Genomic DNA, 22,035 nt, shown 5'->3' with positions numbered 1-22,035 from the left:
TTTTAAAAGATCGCTTCTTCTGCAAATTTATGTTGAATTTCATCTAAAACTTCTTGAATCTCTTCGAAAGTTTGTAGACTCACTAATCTCATACGGTATTCTTTAAAATCTGGTATCCCTTTGAAGTAATTTGAATAATGGCGTCGCATTTCAAAAATACCTGTTTTGGGACCTTTCCATTCAATAGACTTTACTAAATGTGTTCTGCAGACCTCCACACGTTCGGCGATCGTTGGTCCAGCTAGGCGTTCACCTGTTTTAAAAAAGTGCTTTATTTCTCTAAAAATCCAAGGATAACCTATAGATGCGCGACCGATCATAATGCCGTCTACCTCGTATTCTTGACGCCAAGCTACTGCTTTTTCTAACGAATCTACATCACCATTTCCGAAAATCGGAATTTTGATGCGTGGGTTACGTTTAATATCGCGTATCATTGACCAATCGGCTTGCCCTTTGTACATTTGGGCTCGTGTACGGCCATGAATGGACAGTGCTTTAATACCGATGTCTTGTAAACGTTCAGCGACTTCATAAACATTCTTTGTGTTGTCATCCCAACCTAAACGTGTTTTTACAGTGACAGGTAAGTGTGTGCCTTCTACCACCGCTTTTGTCATCGCTACCATACGATCGATATCTTGTAATAAACTCGCTCCTGCTCCACGACAGGCTACGTTTTTAACAGGACAACCGTAATTAATATCGATTAGATCTGGATTTGCTAGGGTGCAAATTTCGGAAGACTGTCTCATATGTTCGATTTCCGAACCAAAGATCTGAATGCCTATTGGTCTCTCATATTCGAATATGTCCAGCTTTTTACGTGATTTTGCAGCATCACGAATCAATCCTTCGGAAGAAATAAATTCGGTATACATCATATCTACACCGTTTTGCTTACAAACAAAACGGAATGGTGGATCACTCACATCTTCCATTGGAGCCAGCAACAAGGGAAATTCTCCTAAATCTATATTTTCACCAATCTTAACAGACATATTTGATTTTTTTACAAAGATAGTAAATTTGAAATAGTTCTATTTATGCTATAGTTGATATGAATGTCATATGATAATTAGAATGGAATATCATGATTTTATGAGCTCTAATTGTAACAGGTGATATACACAAAGAGCTATCAACTTTTAACTTGATAGCTCTTTGTGTATCTTTAGAGATTTCTGTTGTGCTATTTTAAGATCTTTTTACAATCTATTTTTTATATCTTCAGATCCTGTTGATCGTTTTTTTGTTGTATTTTCAGATCCTCCAAATCGATAATTGAAAGATAATATAGCTGTTCTGCTATCGGGATTAGATCTTCCTATTAATCTAACGGCATTTGAAATGGTTTCATAGCGACGATTATTAGTATGGAATATATCGTTGACTACAACTTTAATGGTTGCTTTTTTTTGTAAAATACTCTTTTGTATTCCTGAATAAACAACCCCATAACTTTTGATATCAGTTAGACCAATAGTCAATCCGGAATTATAGTTTCCACCAATCTCTATTGACCAATTTTTTGGGAGTTTAAAATTATTTTGTGTATTTAATGATAATGTATTTCCTGAACGTTTGATCAAGGCATCTTCCTGTGGAATCTCGTATTCATTTCTATAGTAGTTGACAAAATGTGTTGCTGTCCACCAAGTAAAAAATTGGGTAGGTGCCATAAATGATATTCCGAAATTTTTGAATGAGCCAATATTTTCCGGTCTTTCGTAGGTAATCTGATTATTGGTAGGATCTAATCCAATGATCTCATTTACGACATTTGATCTGTCTGCATAATTTAACGTAAATATGTATTTGTTGGCTAGAGTGTAGTTCGCTTCATATGCATGCTCGTAAGCGGGATCTAGTTTTGAATTTCCTTCTGAATAGGAGAAAGGATCAGTATACACACGGAATGGATTTAGGCTCCAAAATGAAGGTCGTTCAACACGATAGCTGTAACTTAATTGCAGCTTGTGATTGTTATTGATGCTATAGGATAGAAATGCTGAAGGGAAAAACTTTAAATAATCTTTAGAGAATTGCTCATTTAAAGTGATTTGATCTCCATCGGTGGACGTGTGTTCTGCTCGTAATCCTACTTGTGTTGAAAATTTATTCCACGTTTTTGAGATATTGACATAACCTGCTTGTATTGTCTCTTTATAGATGAAGTGATTGCTTGTCGATTGATCGGGAACATAATTTTCGTTTTGAAGAGTATCATACTGTAGATCATTCTCTGTCCGGATATGGCTTGCTTTCCAACCCGTTTCTAATTTAAAACTTTCACTAAATGGAAGGGTATAATCGATTTTCGCGACGTATACTTTACTGTCAGACGGGATATCACCGATACGTGACGATAGGGGGCGTATATTTTTTTGATTTTCATTACTATATTGGGTAGTAAGTGTTTGATCCATTTTGGAATAGTGGTCAATAAAATCTACATCTACTTTTAGTTCGTGACCATTTTCATTAAATTTCCAATTATAATTGATGTTGTAAAGCATATCTTCCCATCTTTCTTTCCCCTCGGTTATAGTGGAAGCTGACCAGATGAGATCTTTTGTTGTATAGTTTCTAAAATGATTGGTGGTTGGTTCATATTTAGGATATTTACCAAAACCTCCATTTACTAGAAAGCCGAGAGTCTGTTTGGACGTTAAGTAAAAGTCCATCCCAACTCTGAAATTATTAGAACGAAGTTTCGGCTGTATCTTGTTTTCCTGTTGAGCAAAAGTTTCTGGTTCTTTTCGTGAATCTTTATAAAAATAGCGTGTTAATGAATTGTAATACTCTAGATTTTGAAAGTATTGATTGTAATTTCCAAAGATGTTTACTTTATCGGTTCTATAATTCAAGTCCAAACTTCCACCCAGATGTAGTCCTCGACCTGCACCTAAATTACCAGAGACAGTCCCATTCCATCCTTGCTTTACCCCTTTTTTAAGGACAATATTGATAATGCCTGAGGTTCCGGCAGCATCTTGTTTGGCGTTTGGATTGGTCATGACTTCTATCTTGGTAATATCTGTTGATGAAGTACTTCTTAATAAATTGGCGAGCTGATCTGCAGAAAGATAGGTCAGTTTACCATTGATCATGATAGAGGCTCCTGATTTACCCTTTAAACTGAAACTGCCCTTATCATCCAAGCTGATTCCTGGAATCTTGGTGAGTAATTCTAGACCACTATTTCCGTCTGCCAGTGCTGAGTTTTCGATATTAAATACTGTTTTATCTTGGTGCTGTTCAATAAATTGTTTCCGTTTATGGATAACAACTTCGTCCAGATAGGCATTATTTTGTTGAAGCATTATTTTTCCAAGATCGTGTTTGCTGATGTGCTCGCTTAATCTAAAATGTGGGGTTAAGAGATCTTGGTGGGTCATGTTTTTTATATGCACATAGTAATTTCCATTGGATGTATTTGGAAAAGTAAAATTTCCAATACTATCTGCTACTATAATTTTTGCGACACGTCCATCAGGAGCATGATGTAGACTTACTTGTGCATATGGGATTGGTGCTGCATTTTCATCTATGATACGACCAACGATTGTAGTAGAATTTTGAGCAGATGCAGCAAATAAGGTGAAAACTAAAAATAAACTAATAAAGTATCTACAGTGATGAAACATGTCAGCAAGATTAAGTGGTTATGGATGGAACTTTTTTGGATTTTTTTACTGTTTTTTTCTTTTTCCCCCACCAGATATAGAAGCCAGTAATGGGTAAAGTTGCACAAATGAGTGAAGCTAAAAAGTAGATGATCTTAGTGGTCATTCCACCAATAAATCCTGTATGTAGGGCATAATTTGACCGCATGAGCCATTCTGTGGTGTTCGCATCATCGATAGGTCCTTGTTTTCGACCGGTGAGTTCTAAAGTATTGCGATCAAAATTTAAATCTCTCCATGTTCCGTTTGCCATATCCGTACAAGCATAAACTGTTTTTTCTTCTTCCTCAGGGTAGTGTACGATAACTGCTTCTTTATTATGACGAGCGTATTCATGTCGTACTTTATACCAGATTTGATCCGCAACGAGCAATGCATCATTTAAAGGTTGGTCATCTGGAGTTTCTTTTTCTACTTGTTCGACGTTAGGTTTGTTTGGATATCCTCCACTAAGCCATACCACGGATTTGCGCATCCAAGGAAAACTCATCACTAATCCAGTAAGGCACATCACTAATGCGATTGTCAATGCGTAAAAACCTAAAACATTATGCAGGTCATAAGTAACACGTTTAAATTTAGCGCGCCATTTTATTTTGAAACTTTGTTCCCGAGATCTTTTATTCCATTTTTTTGGCCACCACAATATAAGTCCTGTTATTAATAGCGAAAAGAATATAAATGTACTCCAGCCTACAACTTGACGACCTATCTTGTTTGGCATCCATAAGTGACGGTGCCCCTCATCCATGAAATGAAAAAAATCTTCGTGGTTGACTACGGCTAGTATCTCGGCGGTGTAAGGGTTTACATAAACTAAACTGTCAGAGTGATCTAAACTTACTTTTACGGATTTGTCTAAACCGTAGTACCATGAACTAGCGATTTCTTTGTCTGGAATAGCGGCTTGGACTGCTTTATATATGGCAGAAGGAGGGAGTTGATCCTCGGACTTTTGTGCTTCTACTCGAATATAGTTGGTGGTTAATTCTTTGATGTCATGTTCGAAGACAAGCACACAGCCAGTAATACTCAGGATGACGACAGGTATACCTGCCGCTAATCCCAACCAAAGATGTAACCATGCATTAATTTTGCTGAGCATAATGATTTACAGTAATATGTATGAAGTGATAAAATTTATTCTGTCAAAGGGATACTTTGACAGAATAAATGGAATTTTTTAATAATTGATTTTACTCATTGACGAAACACCTGCTACTCCGACAAATTTTAAACCTTTTTTCGCTGTTGCATTCTTGATGTCAATCGTGTAAGTATAATATTGTTTGTCTTCTAAGTTTTGACATGTATAGTAAGCCTTGCTACCATCTTTTTCAACAAATACGACATCTTTATAGCCTTGTTGCTCATGAGCAGGAATTTCTTTGATTTCTGTCATCTTTTTTGTTTGGATATCTACAATATATAATTTGACTAATCCACCACCTACACCTTCAGCTTGCTGGCCTTTATTATAGATGGTCATTAAAAATTTGTCATCTTTAAGATAGCTTCCTCTAGCAATTTTTCCATTTCCTAATGATTCGATATCAAAATAATAGTCTTTATCAAATTCATCTGTTCCTTTCTTGATTCTTAGGAATCCCGATTTGTTTTTAGAGACTAATGATGCTTCATTTGCAGAGAACCACACATATGCATCGCCTTTATCGTCAACAGCAAGACCTTGCTGGGCCCACCAGTTTCCTATGTGTGAACCACGACCATCTCTGATGGTTTTTTCAAATTTCAACTCTGGATAAGAGAATATCCCGATATAGGTTGTGTCGGTAGTCGTAAATTTTCCACCCCAATTGCCTGAACCATCAGCCGATTGAAAAGGGATATATATTTTACTTCCAACTTGAAATACACCCGTCCAGATGGCCATTCTGGTGCCTCCTAGTACTTTAGATAAGTCTACTGTGTTTTTATTTGCTATAGAGAAGTTTTGTGCATCGTAATTTCTTAGTGTTGCAACAGGATTAACTATACTTCTATTGGTTGTACCTAAAATAATGTTTTTGTCACCATAATGACCATAGATACCCGCAGTTTCTGCATTTACTTGCTCATCTTTAAGTCTTTGTAAATCACCTTTATTATCAATATTATAAAGTGTTATTGGACCTTGACCGCCATATGTTAATCCGAAGATATGGTTGTTTTGGTTGATAAAGGACAATTCTGTAGCGGGCATACCATTGCCTACTATACTGATAGAACCCTCATTTACATTGTCTGTTGCTAAGATATAATTGCCTGTAGCTCCACCTTCGCCAGCACCTTGTCCATTCACTATAAAAACAAATTTTTCTCTTTTTCCAGAATTTCCAGTATCACCTTCTCCATCTGAAGGATTATCTTTTGAACATGCAGTAATGGCTAAAACACCACATGCCAGTGTTAGCATTTTTAAAATGTTTAAATTTTTCATTGTATTTGTTGTTGAATTGTGATTGTTATTTTGTACGTATAAAGTATCTGAACTTAATATTGAAAGATCTACTTGGTTTTTGCATTTCGAAATTGTCAAAACGCGTTGCATCCGTGAGGTTATTACATTCTAAAGCAATATTATATTTTCCAGAAGCTAAAGAATAAATGATATTGACATCATGGGATACTTGGGTTGGGATTCTATATCGTTCAGATGGGGTCGCTAAACTTGGCCAATCTAAAAAGAACTCTTGTATATATTGTAGATTGTATCCTATTGTCAGCGTATTATTTTGTTTGCCTAAATGGTGAAAATAGTACGCAGCGTCCGCATTGCCATATAGAAAAGGCATATTCGGCATTCGATCTTTATAGATGCTGCTTTGTATAATTTGCGCAGGCTCAACTTTAGTTGTATTGATTAAGTTTTGGTAAGTTATATTACCCCCAATAGAAAGCTGATTTTTGAAATAATATTTTAAATTGATATCTATACTATTATTCTTTACACTTCTTAGGTTAGCACTCTTGAGCTCTCTTTTGTTATTACTGGTCAGTGGTCCTACGTATTGGCGTATAAAATCTTGAGCATTTCGGTAAATGTAATTGGCATCGATGATGAGTTGATTGCTTTCCTTCCATTTCAGAACATAAGACAATCCGAAGTTAATATTGTCAGTGCTCTCGGGTCTTAAGGTCGGGTTGCCACTTATATTTATGGCATCACCAAATAATTCGGTGTTGTCTGGAAGTCTATACGCTTTTTCATAAGAAGCTTTTAATTGTATATTTGGATTAATAAAATAGGAGGTTGCTAAGCCATATCCGAATTTATTTATTGATATAGCTATATCTTCGTATACATCGACACCAGTTTCATTGAAGTATTTTCCGTTTTGGTTATAGTTTTTAATAAAAAGATTGGCGTCCCAATGATCCTTTAACGAGGTTCTATATCCGATTCCAGTAATATTTTTTGTTGTCTTGCGAGGAAGTTTGTTAATTTCTAAATCTGGATAATAATGATCTTTACCCTTTCTATCAAATGTTGTCAACAAATGATTGATCATGATGCTGTGCTGATCATTGATTGCATAAGAAATGTTAGCCGTAAGATTGCCATTATTGTTTTTATAGCGGTAATCTGTTAATTCATTTTCTCCTCCTGGTGCATTGGGTTGATCCGGATTTTTAGGTCTACTTTCTCCAGTCCAAGTGAATTTTCGAGGTACAGTATCTAAACTTCTTTCCTGACCGAAATTGTAACGTGCATTTAGAGTAACATCAAGACCTTTTGTCCATAAATTTTTCTTGATATACTTCCATGTAGGTTGAACAATATTCCCCAGGCTTTCTCTACCACCGTATACATCTTCCATGGTATTGCCGGTCTGGATTTCTTTTTTATTTTGACCGAGTGTAATTCCAAACAGAAGTTGGTCTGCATATTTTTTATTTGAAACTCCTATATTATAGATCAAGGTTTCATTTCTGTAAGTATCGTGAAAACGTTTTCTTCTTTCGGCAGGAAAATATTTCTCCGTATCGAAGTTATATGACCTTACATTTACCCAGTAATTATTATCCGAATAGTTTTGGAATGCAGATAATGTCATTGTAAATCCGTTGTCAGCTACGTAACCGGTATTGACAGAAGATTTATGGGTATTGAATGATCCAAATGAATAGGAAGCATCGATATATTTGCCTGGTTGGTTTTTTGTCACGATATTAACTGCTCCACCCAGAGCATCACCTCCTAACCATACGGGGACGACTCCTCGGTATACTTCTACACGTTCAGCAAAATTGATAGGAATATTGTTTAATTGGAAAGATGATCCAAAATTATCCATCGGTATACCATCTAAAAATAACTTAATCTGATTTCCGGAAAATCCATTTAAGCTAAAAGACATGTTTGATCCGACACCACCAGACTCGCGTAATCTCACGCCAGAAACTCGATTAAGAGCTTGCCCAATATCCATAGTCGTATTGTACAATTTCTTGGCATCTATAGCTGTAACATTAAAAGGTTGTTGTTGTACTTCCTGGGCTTCTGACCGTGCAACAATCTCTACCTCATCCATTGTGGTATGTTGTGTGGTCAAGTGGATCGTGGACAATTCTGTTGTTAATTGGCTCATGTGGAATGCTTTGTCTTTGGCTTGATGCCCAACAGCTGAAATACGTATCGTATGGTTGCCAAAAGCAAGATTTTTGATTGAAAATAATCCATTCTTATCTGCTTGTGTAACTTGGCTTGTTCCTATCAGGGTAATAGTTGCTCCTTCTATCGGTTCATTTGAATTCGTGCTTACCTTTCCCTTAAGTTCCCCTTTCTGCTGTGCGTAACAAGTAAGCGATATGATTAAAAATAGATTTAACCATATAATTTTTAATTTTAACATCCCTTTATTTAGATTAATTATACATAAGGATGTTGCGTAACTCTACATTTACCGAAGGTCAACGTATGAGAAATATGGATAAAAAAGTTAGTCGCCTAAATGATAGCACTATAATTAGTCCATATTTTATAAATATTGGAGTAACTACGAGAATTAAGGAACTATCAATTGCTAATATTATAAGTTATAGTGATGGTTTATTAGAGGGATGTAATTAAAAGCAGTAAGCTCTGAAGATAGAGAGATCTGTGAAGGAGTTCAGTTTATTTACTGTGATTTTAGGTCATGTAGTAATCATAGCTTGATATTTTTCTGAAGCTATATACTATAAATCGGAGAAGTAGGTTAATCTTAATCTAATGACTTTACTACATCTGACAGCTGAATCTAAATTTAATAAGAGTCAACCATAGAAATGCATACCAATTTACAACGATCTGTTTTTGTCAATAAAAATTAATTCAATTTATCGACACGAACAATGAAATTGGTTTCATGGTTCAGTTTTAATCCTTTATTGATTTTTTTTGTCTTGATATCATATATCCAGATTTGATGATTATCATCTTTGTCATCAATGGTTATATAAGCTTTGCCATTCTCGACAAGCACAGATTCCTTACGGGTGCCTTTATCAAAAGGGAGATCTAACTTCGTGACCTTATTTTTCAAAAGATCTACTCGATAATATTCAAATTGATAAGTGGAATGATGATCACTAAAATCAGTATAGCGATCTTTTCTTTCACTGCGGATGATTGCTTCATTATTTCCTAGATACCACATGCCATAGGCATGATTTTTTGTGGCTGCAGTTAAATTGATGCAATAGTCAGGATCGATCATGGAACTGTTTTTTTCAAATCTAAAGATTGCTGTCGGTTTAGTCAGATTGTTTCCTAGGGCAATTCCAGGACAGCTCATAAAGTAAAAATTGCCTTGTTCATCATGGAAGCTATAGGATTGTACGGTATTGATGCCGCCTGGATAGGTGGATCTACTATCTTTATTTATGGACTTTACTTGCAATATCTCTGGATCTAGTGTCGCAAAATACATCGTGTCAATTGTTGTAAAGTCTGTTTCATTGATGACTTTATTATAGGTATATCCGAGGATCAAATTTTTGTCATGTAAAGTGCTAAATCCAATTGATACTGTTGAAAAATTGGGTGGGGCAGGGGGTAGCGCTATTTGTTCTTTTTGTAGAACTTCAAATTTCTTTACATCTATTTTGTAATAATGCAGTTTGCTGTAGGTTTTATTATCAACTGTAAAAATCAATAATGTGTCTTTTCCTTGCCAATTCATATTTTCTATATATTCATCTGGCATTTCGATGTCAGCTATTTCTGATAATGCATTTTCTTTAATTTCAAATTTGCGAAATTTTGCATTTTTTATGTGATAGAAATAACCGTCATGAATGATAATGCTGCGATCAAAATATTGCGTAGGTAAATTGATACCTTGCTTAAGAATATCAACTATCCCTGAATCAAGAGAATTGACTGTGACAATTGTATTGCCTAAATTCTTATTCATGATATAGAGACTGTATTTGTCGTTCGGACGACTAGTTTGGTCCCGACTAGAACAGCCAATAAAAACAACTATTAATAAAAGAAGTAGAAATTTAGAAATAGGTTTTAATTGCATGAAAGAAGATATTAATATGGGCGACTATATATTGTTAAACTGTAATTTAAGTTGGTTTTGTATCGTAGGCGCTAAGAAAGTAAGTTCAGATTGGGAAAGAATAATTTGCTTACCTGTGTTTTTAGAATTAAGGATAAAATAAGTTTCCCCATTTTTCAGCTCTTTTTTCTCCCTAGTGCCTGTAAAATTAAACTCAAAATCTTTCTTAGGTATGATCACCATGGTACCTAATGAGAAAAATTCTCCTGTTTCGATATTAATCTTGGCGGTAGCATGCTTTCCTAATATAAGTTCATAGTTATTCTTATCAAAATATTTTGAATTAGGACCGGTGCTATTGTCAAATATGGCATAACTGATCTCCTTATCTATATTATTTTTAGATATATAGAAACCAAATATAATAAGTAGAGAAGCAGCGATAGCGATATAACGAAACCGTTTTTTAATCAGGTTTTCATTTTTTATTACGGGAGATTCCGTGAGATGCGGACTGATGTTTTCCCAAATTTCTGACTGGATATGGGACTTGTCTGCTTGAGAAATGGAAAGCGAGGGAAAGTCTAAAGTATCATCTATAAGCCATTCTTCCACAAGATTTCGTTCTTCTGGAGTGCATTGGTTCAAATGATATTTTTCTATCAACTTATGATCAACTTGCATCGCAATATTTACTTATGACAAAAATACAGGAATTCTTTATCATTTAATTAATATAATCCGTTAATTCCATTTTTAACGTTTTTAAAGCCTTGGAAATATGATATTCTACAGCTCTTTCTGAAATATACAGTTTCGTGGCAATTTCTTTATTCGTAAGGCCTTGATCTCTGCTCATCTGAAAAACCTTTTTGCATTGAGTAGGCAGTTCATTGACCAATTTTGATATTTTTTGTGACAGTTCCTCGGCAATCAATGGATATTCCACATAATAGTTTTGTTTATTATTAGTGAAATTTTCTAAATGTTGCTGACGAGTAACTTTGTTACGAATGTATTCAAATGTTTTTAGTTTTACGGCGCGTATCAAGTAACGCTCTACTTCTTTCAGTCTAAGGCTATCGCGACGTTCCCATAAAGACTTAAATACTTCCTGCACAATTTCTTTTGCGACTTCTTCATCTTGAATGTTTTTCAAACAAAAAGCAAACATACCCTCCCAGTACTGCAGGTATATTTGCTCAAAGTTTTCTTTATTTATGATAAAAATATTTGTTTCCAAAATAAGAAGGCGCTACTTAATCTGTGATTTAAGATAGCAAATATACTCTTATTTAGATTCGTTTTAAATTATTTTAATATTTCTTCTACAAATTTAGCTAATGCCTTGCCCGGATCGGTACTTTTCATAAAGTTTTCACCAATAAGAAAAGACTGATAACCAATATTTTTTAATTCACGAATTGTGCTCGGATCTGAGATCCCGCTTTCAGATACTTTTATATAATGATCAGGAATTTTGTTGACTAAATCGTAAGAATGTGTAAGTGATACTGAAAAATCTTTTAGATTTCGGTTGTTAACACCTATGGCATCAATTGTATCAAATAAATTGTCTTTTAATTCTTGTTCGTTATGAACTTCTAAAAGTACATTTAGACCTAAAGATTTTGCATAGCTTGATAGTTCTTGTATCTCTTCTACTTTCAAACATGCGGCTATTAATAATATAATATCAGCCCCATAAGCTTTGGCTTCGGTAATTTGATATTTATCAATAATAAATTCTTTACGCAGTAATGGAATGGTCAATACTTCTCTGGCTACTTTTAAATCGTCTAAACTTCCTTGAAAAAAATCGGCATCTGTAAGCACAGAAATAGCTGAGGCTCCAGCTTCTTGATACCCTTGGACGACCTCTGCAACACTGTTGGTGTCATTAATTATGCCTTTGGAAGGAGACGCTCTTTTATATTCTGAAATAATACCAGTACGCTGTGGATCAAGAACAGATTCTTTTAGTGAATAGCAAGTTCTATCAAAGAGTGGATATTGACTTAATTCTTCAATTGATACCTTGGATTTTGATTCAGCGACTTCAATTCTCTTTCTTTCAACTATTTTATCTAAAATTGTCATTTCTATTTTTTTAACCAGTTTTCAATTAATTGTTTCCCATTTTCTGTTAAGACAGATTCGGGATGAAATTGTAACCCCTTTACGTCCAGCGTTGTGTGAGATAGTGCCATAATAACACCATCTTCATCAGTTGCTGTTATTTTTAAAGATGCGGGTAAGGAGGAAGCTTCGACTGCCCAAGAGTGATACCTGGCAATTTTGCTGTGATTGCTATAATTTTCAAATAATGATTCAGCGGGATCGGTGATAATTAAATCTGTCGCAACACCGTGAAGTGGTCGAGGCATGTTATACAATTTGCCTCCAAAAACCTCTGCAATTGCTTGTTGTCCCAAACAAATACCCAAAATACTCTTGGTATCAGCATATGCGCGAATGACATCTAATAATAAGCCCGCTTCTTCAGGAATACCGGGACCTGGAGATAATAAAATTTTATCGAAAGCAGCTACATCTTCTAATTTGAATTTATCATTTCTCCATACGGTATACTCTTGATCGCACTCTTGTAATAGGTGTACCAAATTGTACGTGAAAGAATCGTAATTATCGATTACTAATATTTTATGATTGCTCATGGAAAATTTCTGTTTCTTTATTAATGAAATGATTGATAATAGATTGAAATATACTTTCAACTAGTTTTCCTTCAATATTAAAGGAGTATGCCCATTCGTTTCTTTGTTCGAGCATGTTGATGACTCTTTGCTCAGCCTTTACTTCCTCTAGTGACGATTTGTAGTGAGCGGCTTGTTGAACATATTCAGCGCGCTGTGCAAGAAGCTCTATAATTCTGTAGTCGATACAATCAATTGAACTACGTATGTGTGATAAGTTATCACAATATGCTAACGGTCTAATCATAACGTCTCTGCTAATTCTAAAGCTTTTCTCAAAGCTGCTATTTTATTATTTACTTCTTGTAATTCCATCTCAGGGTCTGAGTCGAGTACAATACCACCGCCCGCTTGGTAGTTCAGTAGATTTTGTTTGCTTAAGAATGAACGGATCATAATGGCATGATTAAAGTCACCATTGAAACCCATATAGCCAATCGCACCGCTGTAAAACGAACGTTGTTGACCTTCATATCTGTCTATCAGTGTAAGGGCCATGTGCTTTGGGGCGCCGCTTAGTGTGCCCGCTGGGTAAGTATCGCCAACAACGTCAAAGGGATTGACTCCGGGCTTTAATTTGCCCGATACTTTGGATACTAAATGAATGACATGCGAATAGTACTGTGCTTCTTTATATGATTTTACTTCGACATGGCTACAGTGTCTGCTTAAATCATTTCTTGCTAAATCGACAAGCATCACATGTTCAGCTGATTCTTTTGGATCGTTTTTAAGCTGTTCGGCGATTTTAATATCTTCTTCCATATTGCCGGTACGTTTGAAAGTTCCAGCAATTGGATATATAGTAGCTTCACCATTTTTGATAGTCAACTGCGCTTCGGGCGAAGAACCAAATAATTTGAAATTACCGTAATCAAAATAAAATAAATAGGGAGATGGATTAATAGATCGCAACGCACGATATACATTAAATTCATCACCTAGAAAAGGTGTTGAAAAAGCACGTGATGGAACAATCTGGAAAACGTCGCCTCGTTGGATATGTTCTTTCACCTTTTTCACCAATTCGCGATGTTCTTGATCGGATCTGTTTGAAGTCTCTTCTCCAGTTCTGCGAAAGGTATACTCTGGAAAGTTTTTATTTTGAATTAAATATTGAAGTTTGTCCAGTTCTGATGCTTCATCATCTAATAAATGTTCATATACAAACAGTTCGTTGCGAAAATGGTCGATCGCGATTACGTATTTGTACACATGGTACTGTAAATGCGGGATATCTAGATTTGGACTTGGAGTCGTTGTCAGCTTGATATCTTCGAAATGCTCTATGGTATCAAATGTGAAATATCCAAATAATCCATTTGATATGATATTACGTTCTGTAGAGTGTGTTGCTTCAAAAGCTTTTCTAAAAATAGCAACCTCTTCTTTTAAATTGATTTCTTCCTTGCTCTTAATAATGAGCATTTCATTTGGATACGCAATTTCTAATTGCTGACTATCTAACTTGATATGTGCAATCGATTGGCAACAGATGTAACTGATATTGTTGTCTCTGCTATGATAGTCAGAGCTTTCAAGTAATATGCTATTTGGAAAGACATCACGTAATCTGAGATAGATGCTAACTGGTGTTGTCGTATCAGCAAGCAATTTTTTAAGATTTGTTTTAAACGTGTATTTCATTTTATTCTTTAATTTTAAACATAAAAAAAACCCGATACTGAGTAGCATCGGGTTTGAACTTCCATAAATGGTTTTGGTTGATTATGAAATATTTTGACAATACCAATTAGTTCCCGATGCTTATTGCTTCAGGCCACCACCAATTTGTATATGTTCTAACTGTCGTCATTGTATCACAAATTTATAAAAAAAAATGATTATGCAAACTTTTTATGATAAATAATCAATAAAAAGTGAAATTTATTAGTCATTTAATAAATCAGGTCGTCTTTCTCGGGTACGAATAAGTTGTTGTTCGTCTCGCCAAGCTGAAATTTTAGCTTCATGTCCGCTGAGTAAAACATCAGGAACTTTATGGCCTTTCCAATCTGCTGGACGCGTATAAATGGGTGCATCTAATAATCCGTCTTGAAAGGAATCCGATAAAGCTGATGTTTCGTCAGACAAAACTCCAGGTATTAATCTGATGATAGCATCTGTTAAAATGGCAGCTGGTAATTCTCCTCCAGATAACACATAATCACCGACAGAAATCTCTTTTGTAACATAAATATCTCGAATACGCTGATCAATCCCTTTATAATGCCCACAAAGAATCATCATATTGCCCTTCGTAGATAGATTATTTGCTATTTCTTGATTGAGAGTTTCTCCATCAGGGGACATAAATATGATTTCATCATAATTTCGCTCAGACTGAAGTTTCTCAATACATGCAGCAAAAGGTTCTATTTGCATCACCATACCCGAACCTCCTCCATATGGATAGTCGTCAACACTTTTTTGCTTATTGGTCGCATAATCACGAAGATTATGCACAACAATTTCAGCCAAACCTTTTTTCTGTGCTCGCTGTAAAATAGAATGCGCAAACGGGCTTTCTAATAAACTTGGAAGTACGGTAATTATATCAAATCGCATGTGACAAAGATACACAAAATTGAAAATTACTATTATTAATTTCTTTTATACGTGACGATGTCAAACATCGTCACGCGGGCGTGCGAAAATAAATAGGTATGAGCTTCATATAATTTCTAACAATAATGAACTCTGCATTTACCATAAAAATAATACTTACTACATTTATAAGATTGATTCGCTTATCTTTGCGCAAAAAAAAGCGAATAAAAGTGATTAACGTAAATAATATTTCAGTTTCCTTTGGTGGAACAACTCTTTTCAGTGATGTATCATTTTCAATTAATGAGAATGATAAAATTGCTCTAATGGGAAAAAATGGAGCGGGTAAATCGACATTATTGAAGATTATTGCTGGCGCAGGTAAGCCTACGACAGGTAATGTATCTGGTCCAAAAGATGCAGTTATTGCATACTTACCCCAGCATTTATTAACGCAAGATAATGTGACAGTCTTTGAGGAAACGTCAAAAGCTTTTGAAGAGGCTTATCATATGCGTGATGAACTGGAGCAGTTGAACGAACAGTTAAATGTAAGAACAGATTATGAAACTGATGATTACATGAAACTTATAGAAAGAGTATCCGAGTTAAGTGAGAAATTTTATTCGATTGAGGAAGTTAACTATGATGCAGAGGTTGAAAAAGTATTAAAAGGTTTAGGTTTTGAGCGTTCGGATTTTACGCGTCAAACTTCAGAATTTTCGGGTGGATGGCGCATGCGTATTGAATTGGCAAAAATTTTATTGAAAAAACCAGATTTAATATTATTGGATGAGCCGACCAACCATATGGATATTGAAAGTATTCAATGGTTAGAGGATTTTCTATTGAATTCAGCGAAGGCTGTTATTGTTATTTCACACGATAGGGCTTTTGTTGATACGATCACTAACCGCACTATAGAGGTTACAATGGGGCGTATCTATGACTATAAGGCAAAATATAGCCACTATCTGGAATTGAGAAAGGAACGTCGTCAGCATCAACTGAAAGCTTATGAGGAACAACAACGTTTCATCGCCGATAATCAGGAGTTTATAGATCGATTTAGAGGTACATATTCAAAAACTCTTCAAGTCCAATCTCGTGTCAAGATGTTGGAAAAATTAGATGTCATTGAGATTGATGAGGTCGATACATCGGCATTAAGATTGAAATTTCCACCTTCACCACGATCAGGGCAATATCCTGTCATCGTGGAGGAGTTAACTAAAAAATACGGTGACCACGTTGTTTTTCAAAAAGCTGATATGGTCATCGAACGTGGTGAAAAAGTCGCTTTTGTAGGTAAGAATGGTGAAGGAAAATCAACTATGATCAAAGCTATCATGGGGGAGATCGATTATGAAGGTTCATTGAAAATAGGACATAATGCTAAAATCGGTTATTTTGCACAAAATCAAGCTGCGCTTTTGGATGGCGAATTAACCGTATTTGATACGATAGATCAAATTGCTGTAGGTGACGTTAGAGTTAAAATAAAAGATCTATTAGGTGCTTTTATGTTTAGCGGAGATGATACAACAAAAAAGGTAAAGGTTTTATCTGGTGGTGAAAAAACACGATTAGCGATGATAAAATTACTGCTAGAGCCGGTAAATGTTCTTATTCTGGATGAACCTACCAACCACTTGGATATGAAAACGAAAGATATTATTAAAGATGCTCTCCAAGATTTTGATGGAACTTTGATTTTAGTATCGCATGATCGTGATTTTCTGGATGGCCTAGCTAAGAAAGTATTTGAATTTGGAAATAAACGCGTTCGTGAACATTTTGAAGATATAAAAGGATTTCTTGAATATAAGAAAATGAATAGCTTAAAAGATATCGAACGGTAAATTATAATCGAATATCGAGTCAGGAAAGGTAAGTATCGTCGATACTTACCTTTTTGTATTATGGGTGATATGAAGATCTCAAACTAGCCTTAGTTAATCGCTCTAAAGTTTCGCAAAACTTTAGAGCGATTAAAAGAAATGTGGAGTATATTTGATTCTATATTGCGAAAAGTGCCTTTTTTATTTATTTTAACAATAACTAATACTAACACATGATTTCTGTATATAAACTAAAGCCAAAATTTCAGCAACTATTAAAGCCTATATTGGCTTTCTTCTATAAAAGAAATGTGACTGCAAATCAAATAACCATAGCTTCGATCGTACTTTCATTGCTGATTGGCTTATTATTTTGGAGTGCTGATTATTGCAGCTGGTTTTTTTTAGCTCTTCCTATAGGTTTACTGATTCGTATGGCTTTAAATGCATTGGATGGTATGATGGCGAGGACATACAATCAAACTAGCAAAAAAGGAGAATTGTTAAATGAAATTGGAGATGTCGTATCTGATGTTTTTGTCTTTTTTCCGTTGATTAAATTTCTTCCAGAAAGTCTCTATCTGATTATTATCTTCATCATATTGAGTATAATCAACGAGATGGCGGGTCTGATGGGAAAGGTCGTGGGTACTGCACGTCGATACGACGGGCCAATGGGTAAAAGTGACCGTGCTTTATTAGTGGGTCTGTATGGAATATTAGCCTTCTGCCAAGTGTCCTTACAGCATAGTTCTTTATATATTTTTGCGATGATTAATATATTGTTAATCATCAGTACGTTAACAAGGCTGAGAAAATCTTTAATCTAAATATGAAAGAGCAAGATCCTGTTAATGGAAAATTTTCGGATGTCCCTATCCGTGTGAAAAGTTGGGTATATATTATTATTCTTTTTTCTTTAGGCATTATTAATTCGCTAACGATGACAATCTTTGTCAGCTTGCTTACCTTTCAGGGGATGAAGGAAATTTTTAGGATGATCAAACCAAACTTCTCCTTTCTTCCTTTATTAGTTTTGCTAACTTGTTTACAGGCGTATTTCATTTATTTTATTTCCGATACTGTTTATCTTCGTTATGCTATTATTACTATATTAATCGCCTTAATAATTTTATTCATCGTCTGGAAATTTTCTTTTAAAGCTCTGCTTTCTTTTGGAATAGGACTCTGTATCACTTTGATCTGTTTTGCTTACCTGGCATATATACGATCTATTGAATATCCGATCATATCTCATTTTGGCCTTCGATTAATTATCTTTATTGTTGTTGTCACCGAGCTAAATGATGTTTTTCAATACCTGTCCGGTAAATTCTTCGGCAATAAACCGATTGTCCCAAAAATCAGCCCCAATAAAACCTGGGAAGGGCTAATTGGAGGTGTTATGTTGACAACGCTACTGAGCAATCTATTGGGTTATCTATTATTTTCATTTTATGATTTACTCAATTTTACGTTTATGGGATTATTACTTGGGATATTGGGATTTGGTGGAGATGTGCTTATGTCTTATATGAAGCGCAAAGCACATGTCAAAGATACAGGCACTTTAATTCCGGGACATGGCGGACTATTGGATCGGATGGATAGCTTAACTTTTAATGCGCCAGCCTTCTTTCTTATTGTACAGTATATTTTATTAAAATGATGGCTAAGAAGGAATTTGAAAGGGCAATTGTCTTCTCTGGAGGAGGAACGCGCTTTGCATTATATACGGGCATGTATGCTGCATTAGTAGACATGAACATGTCTCCTGATCTTATTGTTGCTAGTTGTGGGGGAGCTATTGCTGCGGCTGTTATACAGACTTTTCCCCAAGTTAATGAACAAAAAGAATATCTTAAGTCAAAGGAATTTTATGATTTTGTTGCTCAAATAAAATTGACAGACCATAAAAGTATTTTTAAGATCGGATATTACTCTTTATTGAAGACTTTTAACAAAGAATATGCTCCATATATAGAAGACGTACTAGATCGATACTTGGTCGAAATGCCTCAAGATTTAACAGTCTTGTTACCGACATTGAAACAAAAAGAAAACAACAGTCCTAAAATCATTGTTGTAGGTTCTAAGATGTTGTTTACACCTCTTGAGGTTTTATTTAAAAGGGGAGATAGGAAGCTCTATCAAAAAGTATTGTTTACAGACGTAGAAACTGCTAAAAAGATCGCTGCCGATCAAATTGAAATTGAATCTGAGAACTATTTGCATAGCGCGGTTTCAAAAGAAATTTTGATCGAAAGCTCAGTGCCACTTCATCAAGCTGTGCGCATATCGATATCCGATATGTTTTACGTAGCACCAGTAGAGATTGGACAAAATTATTATGCTGGAGGAGCGATAGATTTGGTTCCAATAGAATTAGCACAATACTTAGCAGATCATACTTTTATAGAGCGAAAACAGTCGTATAAACCTGTAGAGGAAGCATTAGTAAGAGCCGTGTTAGGATTCAGTGGAAATGAACGATTACGTGAGGTAGAAGTGCAACATGCGGATTATTGGATTGATACTCGAGATGCTCCCCAAATCCTTAAAGGACATTATTGTGCTAAGTATGTAGACTGGTTCAAGGGAGAGATTGTTGTAAAACGACCAGATACTATTGAGCATTATCAAGATGATATTGAACGACAATGGCAATATGGTTATCAGAAGACATTAGAAAGTTTAAAAAGATGAAAGTTTTTATTGCAGGCGGAACATCTGGCATTGGTGCGGCATTAGCTAATTTGTATCTGGCTAAAGGTTATCTTGTTGCTATTTGTGGAAGAGACTTACAAAAAACTGTTATTGAAAACGGCAATTTAACGAAATATGAGGTTGATGTGTTAAATGTGGAAATGCTGCAGCTTTATGTTCTTGACTTTGTGCAACAGGAGCCTTTGGATGTTTTTATTAATACAACAGGTAGCTATGCTGATGATGTCGCTCGAAAGATCCGATATAATGAAAGCATTGATATGTTACAAATCAATATTTTAGGTACTATTAATTGTTTTGAGATAGCAAGAAAAGTTATGCGTAAACACAATCAAGGCCATATAGTCACGATTGCATCCGTTTCTGGGACGCTACATTACCCAAAAGCAAGTCTATATAGTAAATCCAAAAGAGCGGTGATTCAAATTGCTGATGCATATCGTAAGGCATTAGAACCATTTGGGATCACAGTCACGACTATTGCTCCTGGGTATGTGGATACCCAAAAATTGCGCGATCTTAATCAACAGAATTTATCAAAGAAACCTTATTTAGTTTCACAAGAAGAAGCTGCCATCTATATTGCTGACGCTATCGTTAAAAAAAAGGAACTTTATGTTTTCCCCTGGAAGATGAAAGTCTTGATGAAGTTTCTGTCTTATTTTCCTGCTCGGTTTTTGGATATTATGATGTATAAAAAAGCAAAATGGATGAAAAACGATTGACGATACAACTTAAAATCAAAGCAGCATTGGCCTGCTGGTTTATATTTTCATTAATTTACAACGGTAGTGCTTATTATGCTTCTAATTTGGAAGTTGTACCTTCTTTTGTATTTAGTTTTGAAAGATATATTCCTTTTATTCCTTGGATGATTATTCCATATATGTCCAGCGGATTGTTTTTTTTGTCACTTTGTTTTCTATGTCGTACTAGATCTCAATTGATGGTATATCTAAAACGTGTTGTGCTATTAACGGTGGCATCTGGTATTTTCTTTATCCTTATTCCGCTTCAGTTTTCTTATTCAAAACCAATTGTCAATACTTTTCCGTTATATTATTTTTTTGATTTTTTAAAGACTTGGGATTCTCCCTTCAATCAAGCACCATCATTACATATTGGTTATGCTTGTTTGTTTTGGTCTGTATTAAAAGAACGTTTATTTGGAGTTGTGAAATTCATTTTTGGATTCTGGTTAATTCTTTTAGGAATATCGACATTGACTATTTATCAACATCACTTCATAGATGTAATAACGGCATTAATACTTGTACAGATTGTTTTGATATTAACCTTTCCCAGTAAAAAATTAGCTACGTGCAGGAATCAATACATTGCTTGTTTTTATTATCTATTCAGTTTTATAGTATGTTTATTGGCTTCCTTATGCTATGAATTAAATCTTATCTATTGTTTTGTAGCAGTATGGGTCAGTATAATGGTCTTTATGGTTGGGTTACAATATCAATATAACCGTCACCATTTTTTAAAAGATAAACATGGACATATTTCAATCTTGAAAAAGATATTTTATTTTCCTTATCAGTTTTCATATTATTTAATATGGCATTTTTTCAGGAAAAAACAAGAAAAGATACTCTTAGAAATATTGCCAAACATGTTTATTACAGCTCGATTAACCAATAAAGAAATTATAGCTTGTCAGATATCTAAAAAGGATTATGTATATGATTTGTCAGCAGAGTTGGAGGAAAATAGGATCATTAGGGAACAGTGTTTGTATTATTCATTCCCTATATTGGATATTGGAGTAGCTTCAATTGTTGATCTGGAAAATCTGGTTAGCAAGATAGCGGTCGCGTATGAGCAACGATGTCCAGAAACAAGAGTGATCATACACTGTACCATGGGGTATTCCAGAAGTACATTAGTAGGTGTATTATTGTTGAAAAAAATATTATATTTAAACATAAACCAATCAATTGCTTTGATGCAAGAAAAGAATAAAAATAGTATTCTACATGCCGCTTCAATTGACTTATTAAAATGAAAA

Annotated in this window: 19 protein-coding genes; 6 read left to right on the top strand and 13 right to left on the bottom strand. The window is 34.9% G+C overall.

Translation table 11 applies throughout. The features are described from left to right. Positions 1-2: 2 nt before the first annotated feature. The 13 genes from dusB to trmD all read right to left on the bottom strand — a co-directional run bounded on the left by dusB (position 3) and on the right by trmD (position 15,468). Positions 3-1,001 carry a tRNA dihydrouridine synthase DusB gene (gene dusB / locus MUB18_RS03320; RefSeq protein WP_248754953.1) on the bottom strand — a complete coding sequence of 333 codons (999 nt, stop codon included), beginning with the start codon at positions 999-1,001 and terminating at the stop codon, positions 3-5. Between the two features lie 207 nt (positions 1,002-1,208). Beyond that, positions 1,209-3,650, bottom strand: a complete 2,442-nt coding sequence (locus tag MUB18_RS03315; RefSeq protein WP_248754952.1) for an outer membrane beta-barrel family protein — start codon at positions 3,648-3,650, stop codon at positions 1,209-1,211. A gap of 10 nt (positions 3,651-3,660) precedes the next feature. Further along, positions 3,661-4,794 (bottom strand): PepSY-associated TM helix domain-containing protein, encoded by a 1,134-nt coding sequence (locus MUB18_RS03310; RefSeq protein WP_248754951.1) that lies wholly within the window; start codon positions 4,792-4,794, stop codon positions 3,661-3,663. A 78-nt stretch (positions 4,795-4,872) separates the two neighbouring features. Further along, complete coding sequence (locus MUB18_RS03305; protein ID WP_248754950.1) at positions 4,873-6,129, bottom strand: DUF4374 domain-containing protein; 1,257 nt, start codon at positions 6,127-6,129, stop codon at positions 4,873-4,875. 25 nt (positions 6,130-6,154) lie between these two features. Next, positions 6,155-8,545, bottom strand: a complete 2,391-nt coding sequence (locus MUB18_RS03300; protein WP_248754949.1) for a TonB-dependent receptor — start codon at positions 8,543-8,545, stop codon at positions 6,155-6,157. A gap of 456 nt (positions 8,546-9,001) precedes the next feature. Then, the gene (locus MUB18_RS03295) at positions 9,002-10,090 is read right to left on the bottom strand and encodes a hypothetical protein (protein WP_248754948.1); all 1,089 of its coding nucleotides are present in this window, start codon (positions 10,088-10,090) and stop codon (positions 9,002-9,004) included. A 138-nt stretch (positions 10,091-10,228) separates the two neighbouring features. Continuing rightward, positions 10,229-10,867: a hypothetical protein gene (locus MUB18_RS03290; RefSeq protein WP_248754947.1), complete on the bottom strand. Its 639-nt coding sequence runs from the start codon at positions 10,865-10,867 to the stop codon at positions 10,229-10,231. A gap of 43 nt (positions 10,868-10,910) precedes the next feature. Beyond that, positions 10,911-11,426 carry an RNA polymerase sigma-70 factor gene (locus tag MUB18_RS03285; RefSeq protein WP_248754946.1) on the bottom strand — a complete coding sequence of 172 codons (516 nt, stop codon included), beginning with the start codon at positions 11,424-11,426 and terminating at the stop codon, positions 10,911-10,913. A gap of 68 nt (positions 11,427-11,494) precedes the next feature. Then, positions 11,495-12,283 carry an indole-3-glycerol phosphate synthase TrpC gene (gene trpC, locus MUB18_RS03280; RefSeq protein WP_045754373.1) on the bottom strand — a complete coding sequence of 263 codons (789 nt, stop codon included), beginning with the start codon at positions 12,281-12,283 and terminating at the stop codon, positions 11,495-11,497. A gap of 2 nt (positions 12,284-12,285) precedes the next feature. After that, on the bottom strand, positions 12,286-12,861 hold the full coding sequence (locus tag MUB18_RS03275) for an anthranilate synthase component II (RefSeq protein WP_045754374.1): 576 nt from the start codon (positions 12,859-12,861) through the stop codon (positions 12,286-12,288). Beyond that, positions 12,848-13,147 carry a chorismate mutase gene (locus tag MUB18_RS03270; protein WP_045754375.1) on the bottom strand — a complete coding sequence of 100 codons (300 nt, stop codon included), beginning with the start codon at positions 13,145-13,147 and terminating at the stop codon, positions 12,848-12,850. The genes MUB18_RS03275 and MUB18_RS03270 overlap by 14 nt, the downstream gene beginning before the upstream one ends. Then, on the bottom strand, positions 13,144-14,547 hold the full coding sequence (locus MUB18_RS03265) for an anthranilate synthase component I family protein (protein ID WP_094771484.1): 1,404 nt from the start codon (positions 14,545-14,547) through the stop codon (positions 13,144-13,146). Before MUB18_RS03265 ends, MUB18_RS03270 begins: the two co-directional genes overlap by 4 nt. 243 nt (positions 14,548-14,790) lie before the next feature. After that, positions 14,791-15,468 carry a tRNA (guanosine(37)-N1)-methyltransferase TrmD gene (trmD, locus tag MUB18_RS03260; RefSeq protein WP_045752597.1) on the bottom strand — a complete coding sequence of 226 codons (678 nt, stop codon included), beginning with the start codon at positions 15,466-15,468 and terminating at the stop codon, positions 14,791-14,793. 212 nt (positions 15,469-15,680) lie between these two features. Here trmD and MUB18_RS03255 point away from each other — a divergent pair, with 212 nt between their 5' ends. The 6 genes from MUB18_RS03255 to MUB18_RS03230 all read left to right on the top strand — a co-directional run bounded on the left by MUB18_RS03255 (position 15,681) and on the right by MUB18_RS03230 (position 22,032). Further along, the gene (locus MUB18_RS03255; protein ID WP_045755245.1) at positions 15,681-17,312 is read left to right on the top strand and encodes an ABC-F family ATP-binding cassette domain-containing protein; all 1,632 of its coding nucleotides are present in this window, start codon (positions 15,681-15,683) and stop codon (positions 17,310-17,312) included. 212 nt (positions 17,313-17,524) lie between these two features. Further along, positions 17,525-18,121, top strand: coding sequence for a CDP-alcohol phosphatidyltransferase family protein (locus tag MUB18_RS03250; protein WP_045752596.1), 597 nt, complete (start codon positions 17,525-17,527; stop codon positions 18,119-18,121). Positions 18,122-18,123: 2 nt separating this feature from the next. After that, a complete protein-coding gene (locus MUB18_RS03245) occupies positions 18,124-18,960 on the top strand; it encodes a phosphatidate cytidylyltransferase (protein ID WP_248754945.1) in 837 nt (278 codons plus the stop codon). Continuing rightward, complete coding sequence (locus MUB18_RS03240) at positions 18,960-19,997, top strand: patatin-like phospholipase family protein (RefSeq protein ID WP_248754944.1); 1,038 nt, start codon at positions 18,960-18,962, stop codon at positions 19,995-19,997. The genes MUB18_RS03245 and MUB18_RS03240 overlap by 1 nt, the downstream gene beginning before the upstream one ends. Further along, the gene (locus MUB18_RS03235) at positions 19,994-20,743 is read left to right on the top strand and encodes an SDR family NAD(P)-dependent oxidoreductase (protein ID WP_248754943.1); all 750 of its coding nucleotides are present in this window, start codon (positions 19,994-19,996) and stop codon (positions 20,741-20,743) included. Before MUB18_RS03240 ends, MUB18_RS03235 begins: the two co-directional genes overlap by 4 nt. Next, positions 20,725-22,032 (top strand): hypothetical protein, encoded by a 1,308-nt coding sequence (locus MUB18_RS03230; RefSeq protein WP_248754942.1) that lies wholly within the window; start codon positions 20,725-20,727, stop codon positions 22,030-22,032. The genes MUB18_RS03235 and MUB18_RS03230 overlap by 19 nt, the downstream gene beginning before the upstream one ends. Positions 22,033-22,035: the final 3 nt, after the last annotated feature.

The sequence above is a fragment of the Sphingobacterium sp. PCS056 genome (assembly GCF_023273895.1).
In the GTDB taxonomy this organism is placed as follows: Bacteria; Bacteroidota; Bacteroidia; order Sphingobacteriales; family Sphingobacteriaceae; genus Sphingobacterium.
Note: the sequence above shows the minus strand (reverse complement) of the source record. Positions and strands in the feature narration are given on the sequence as shown.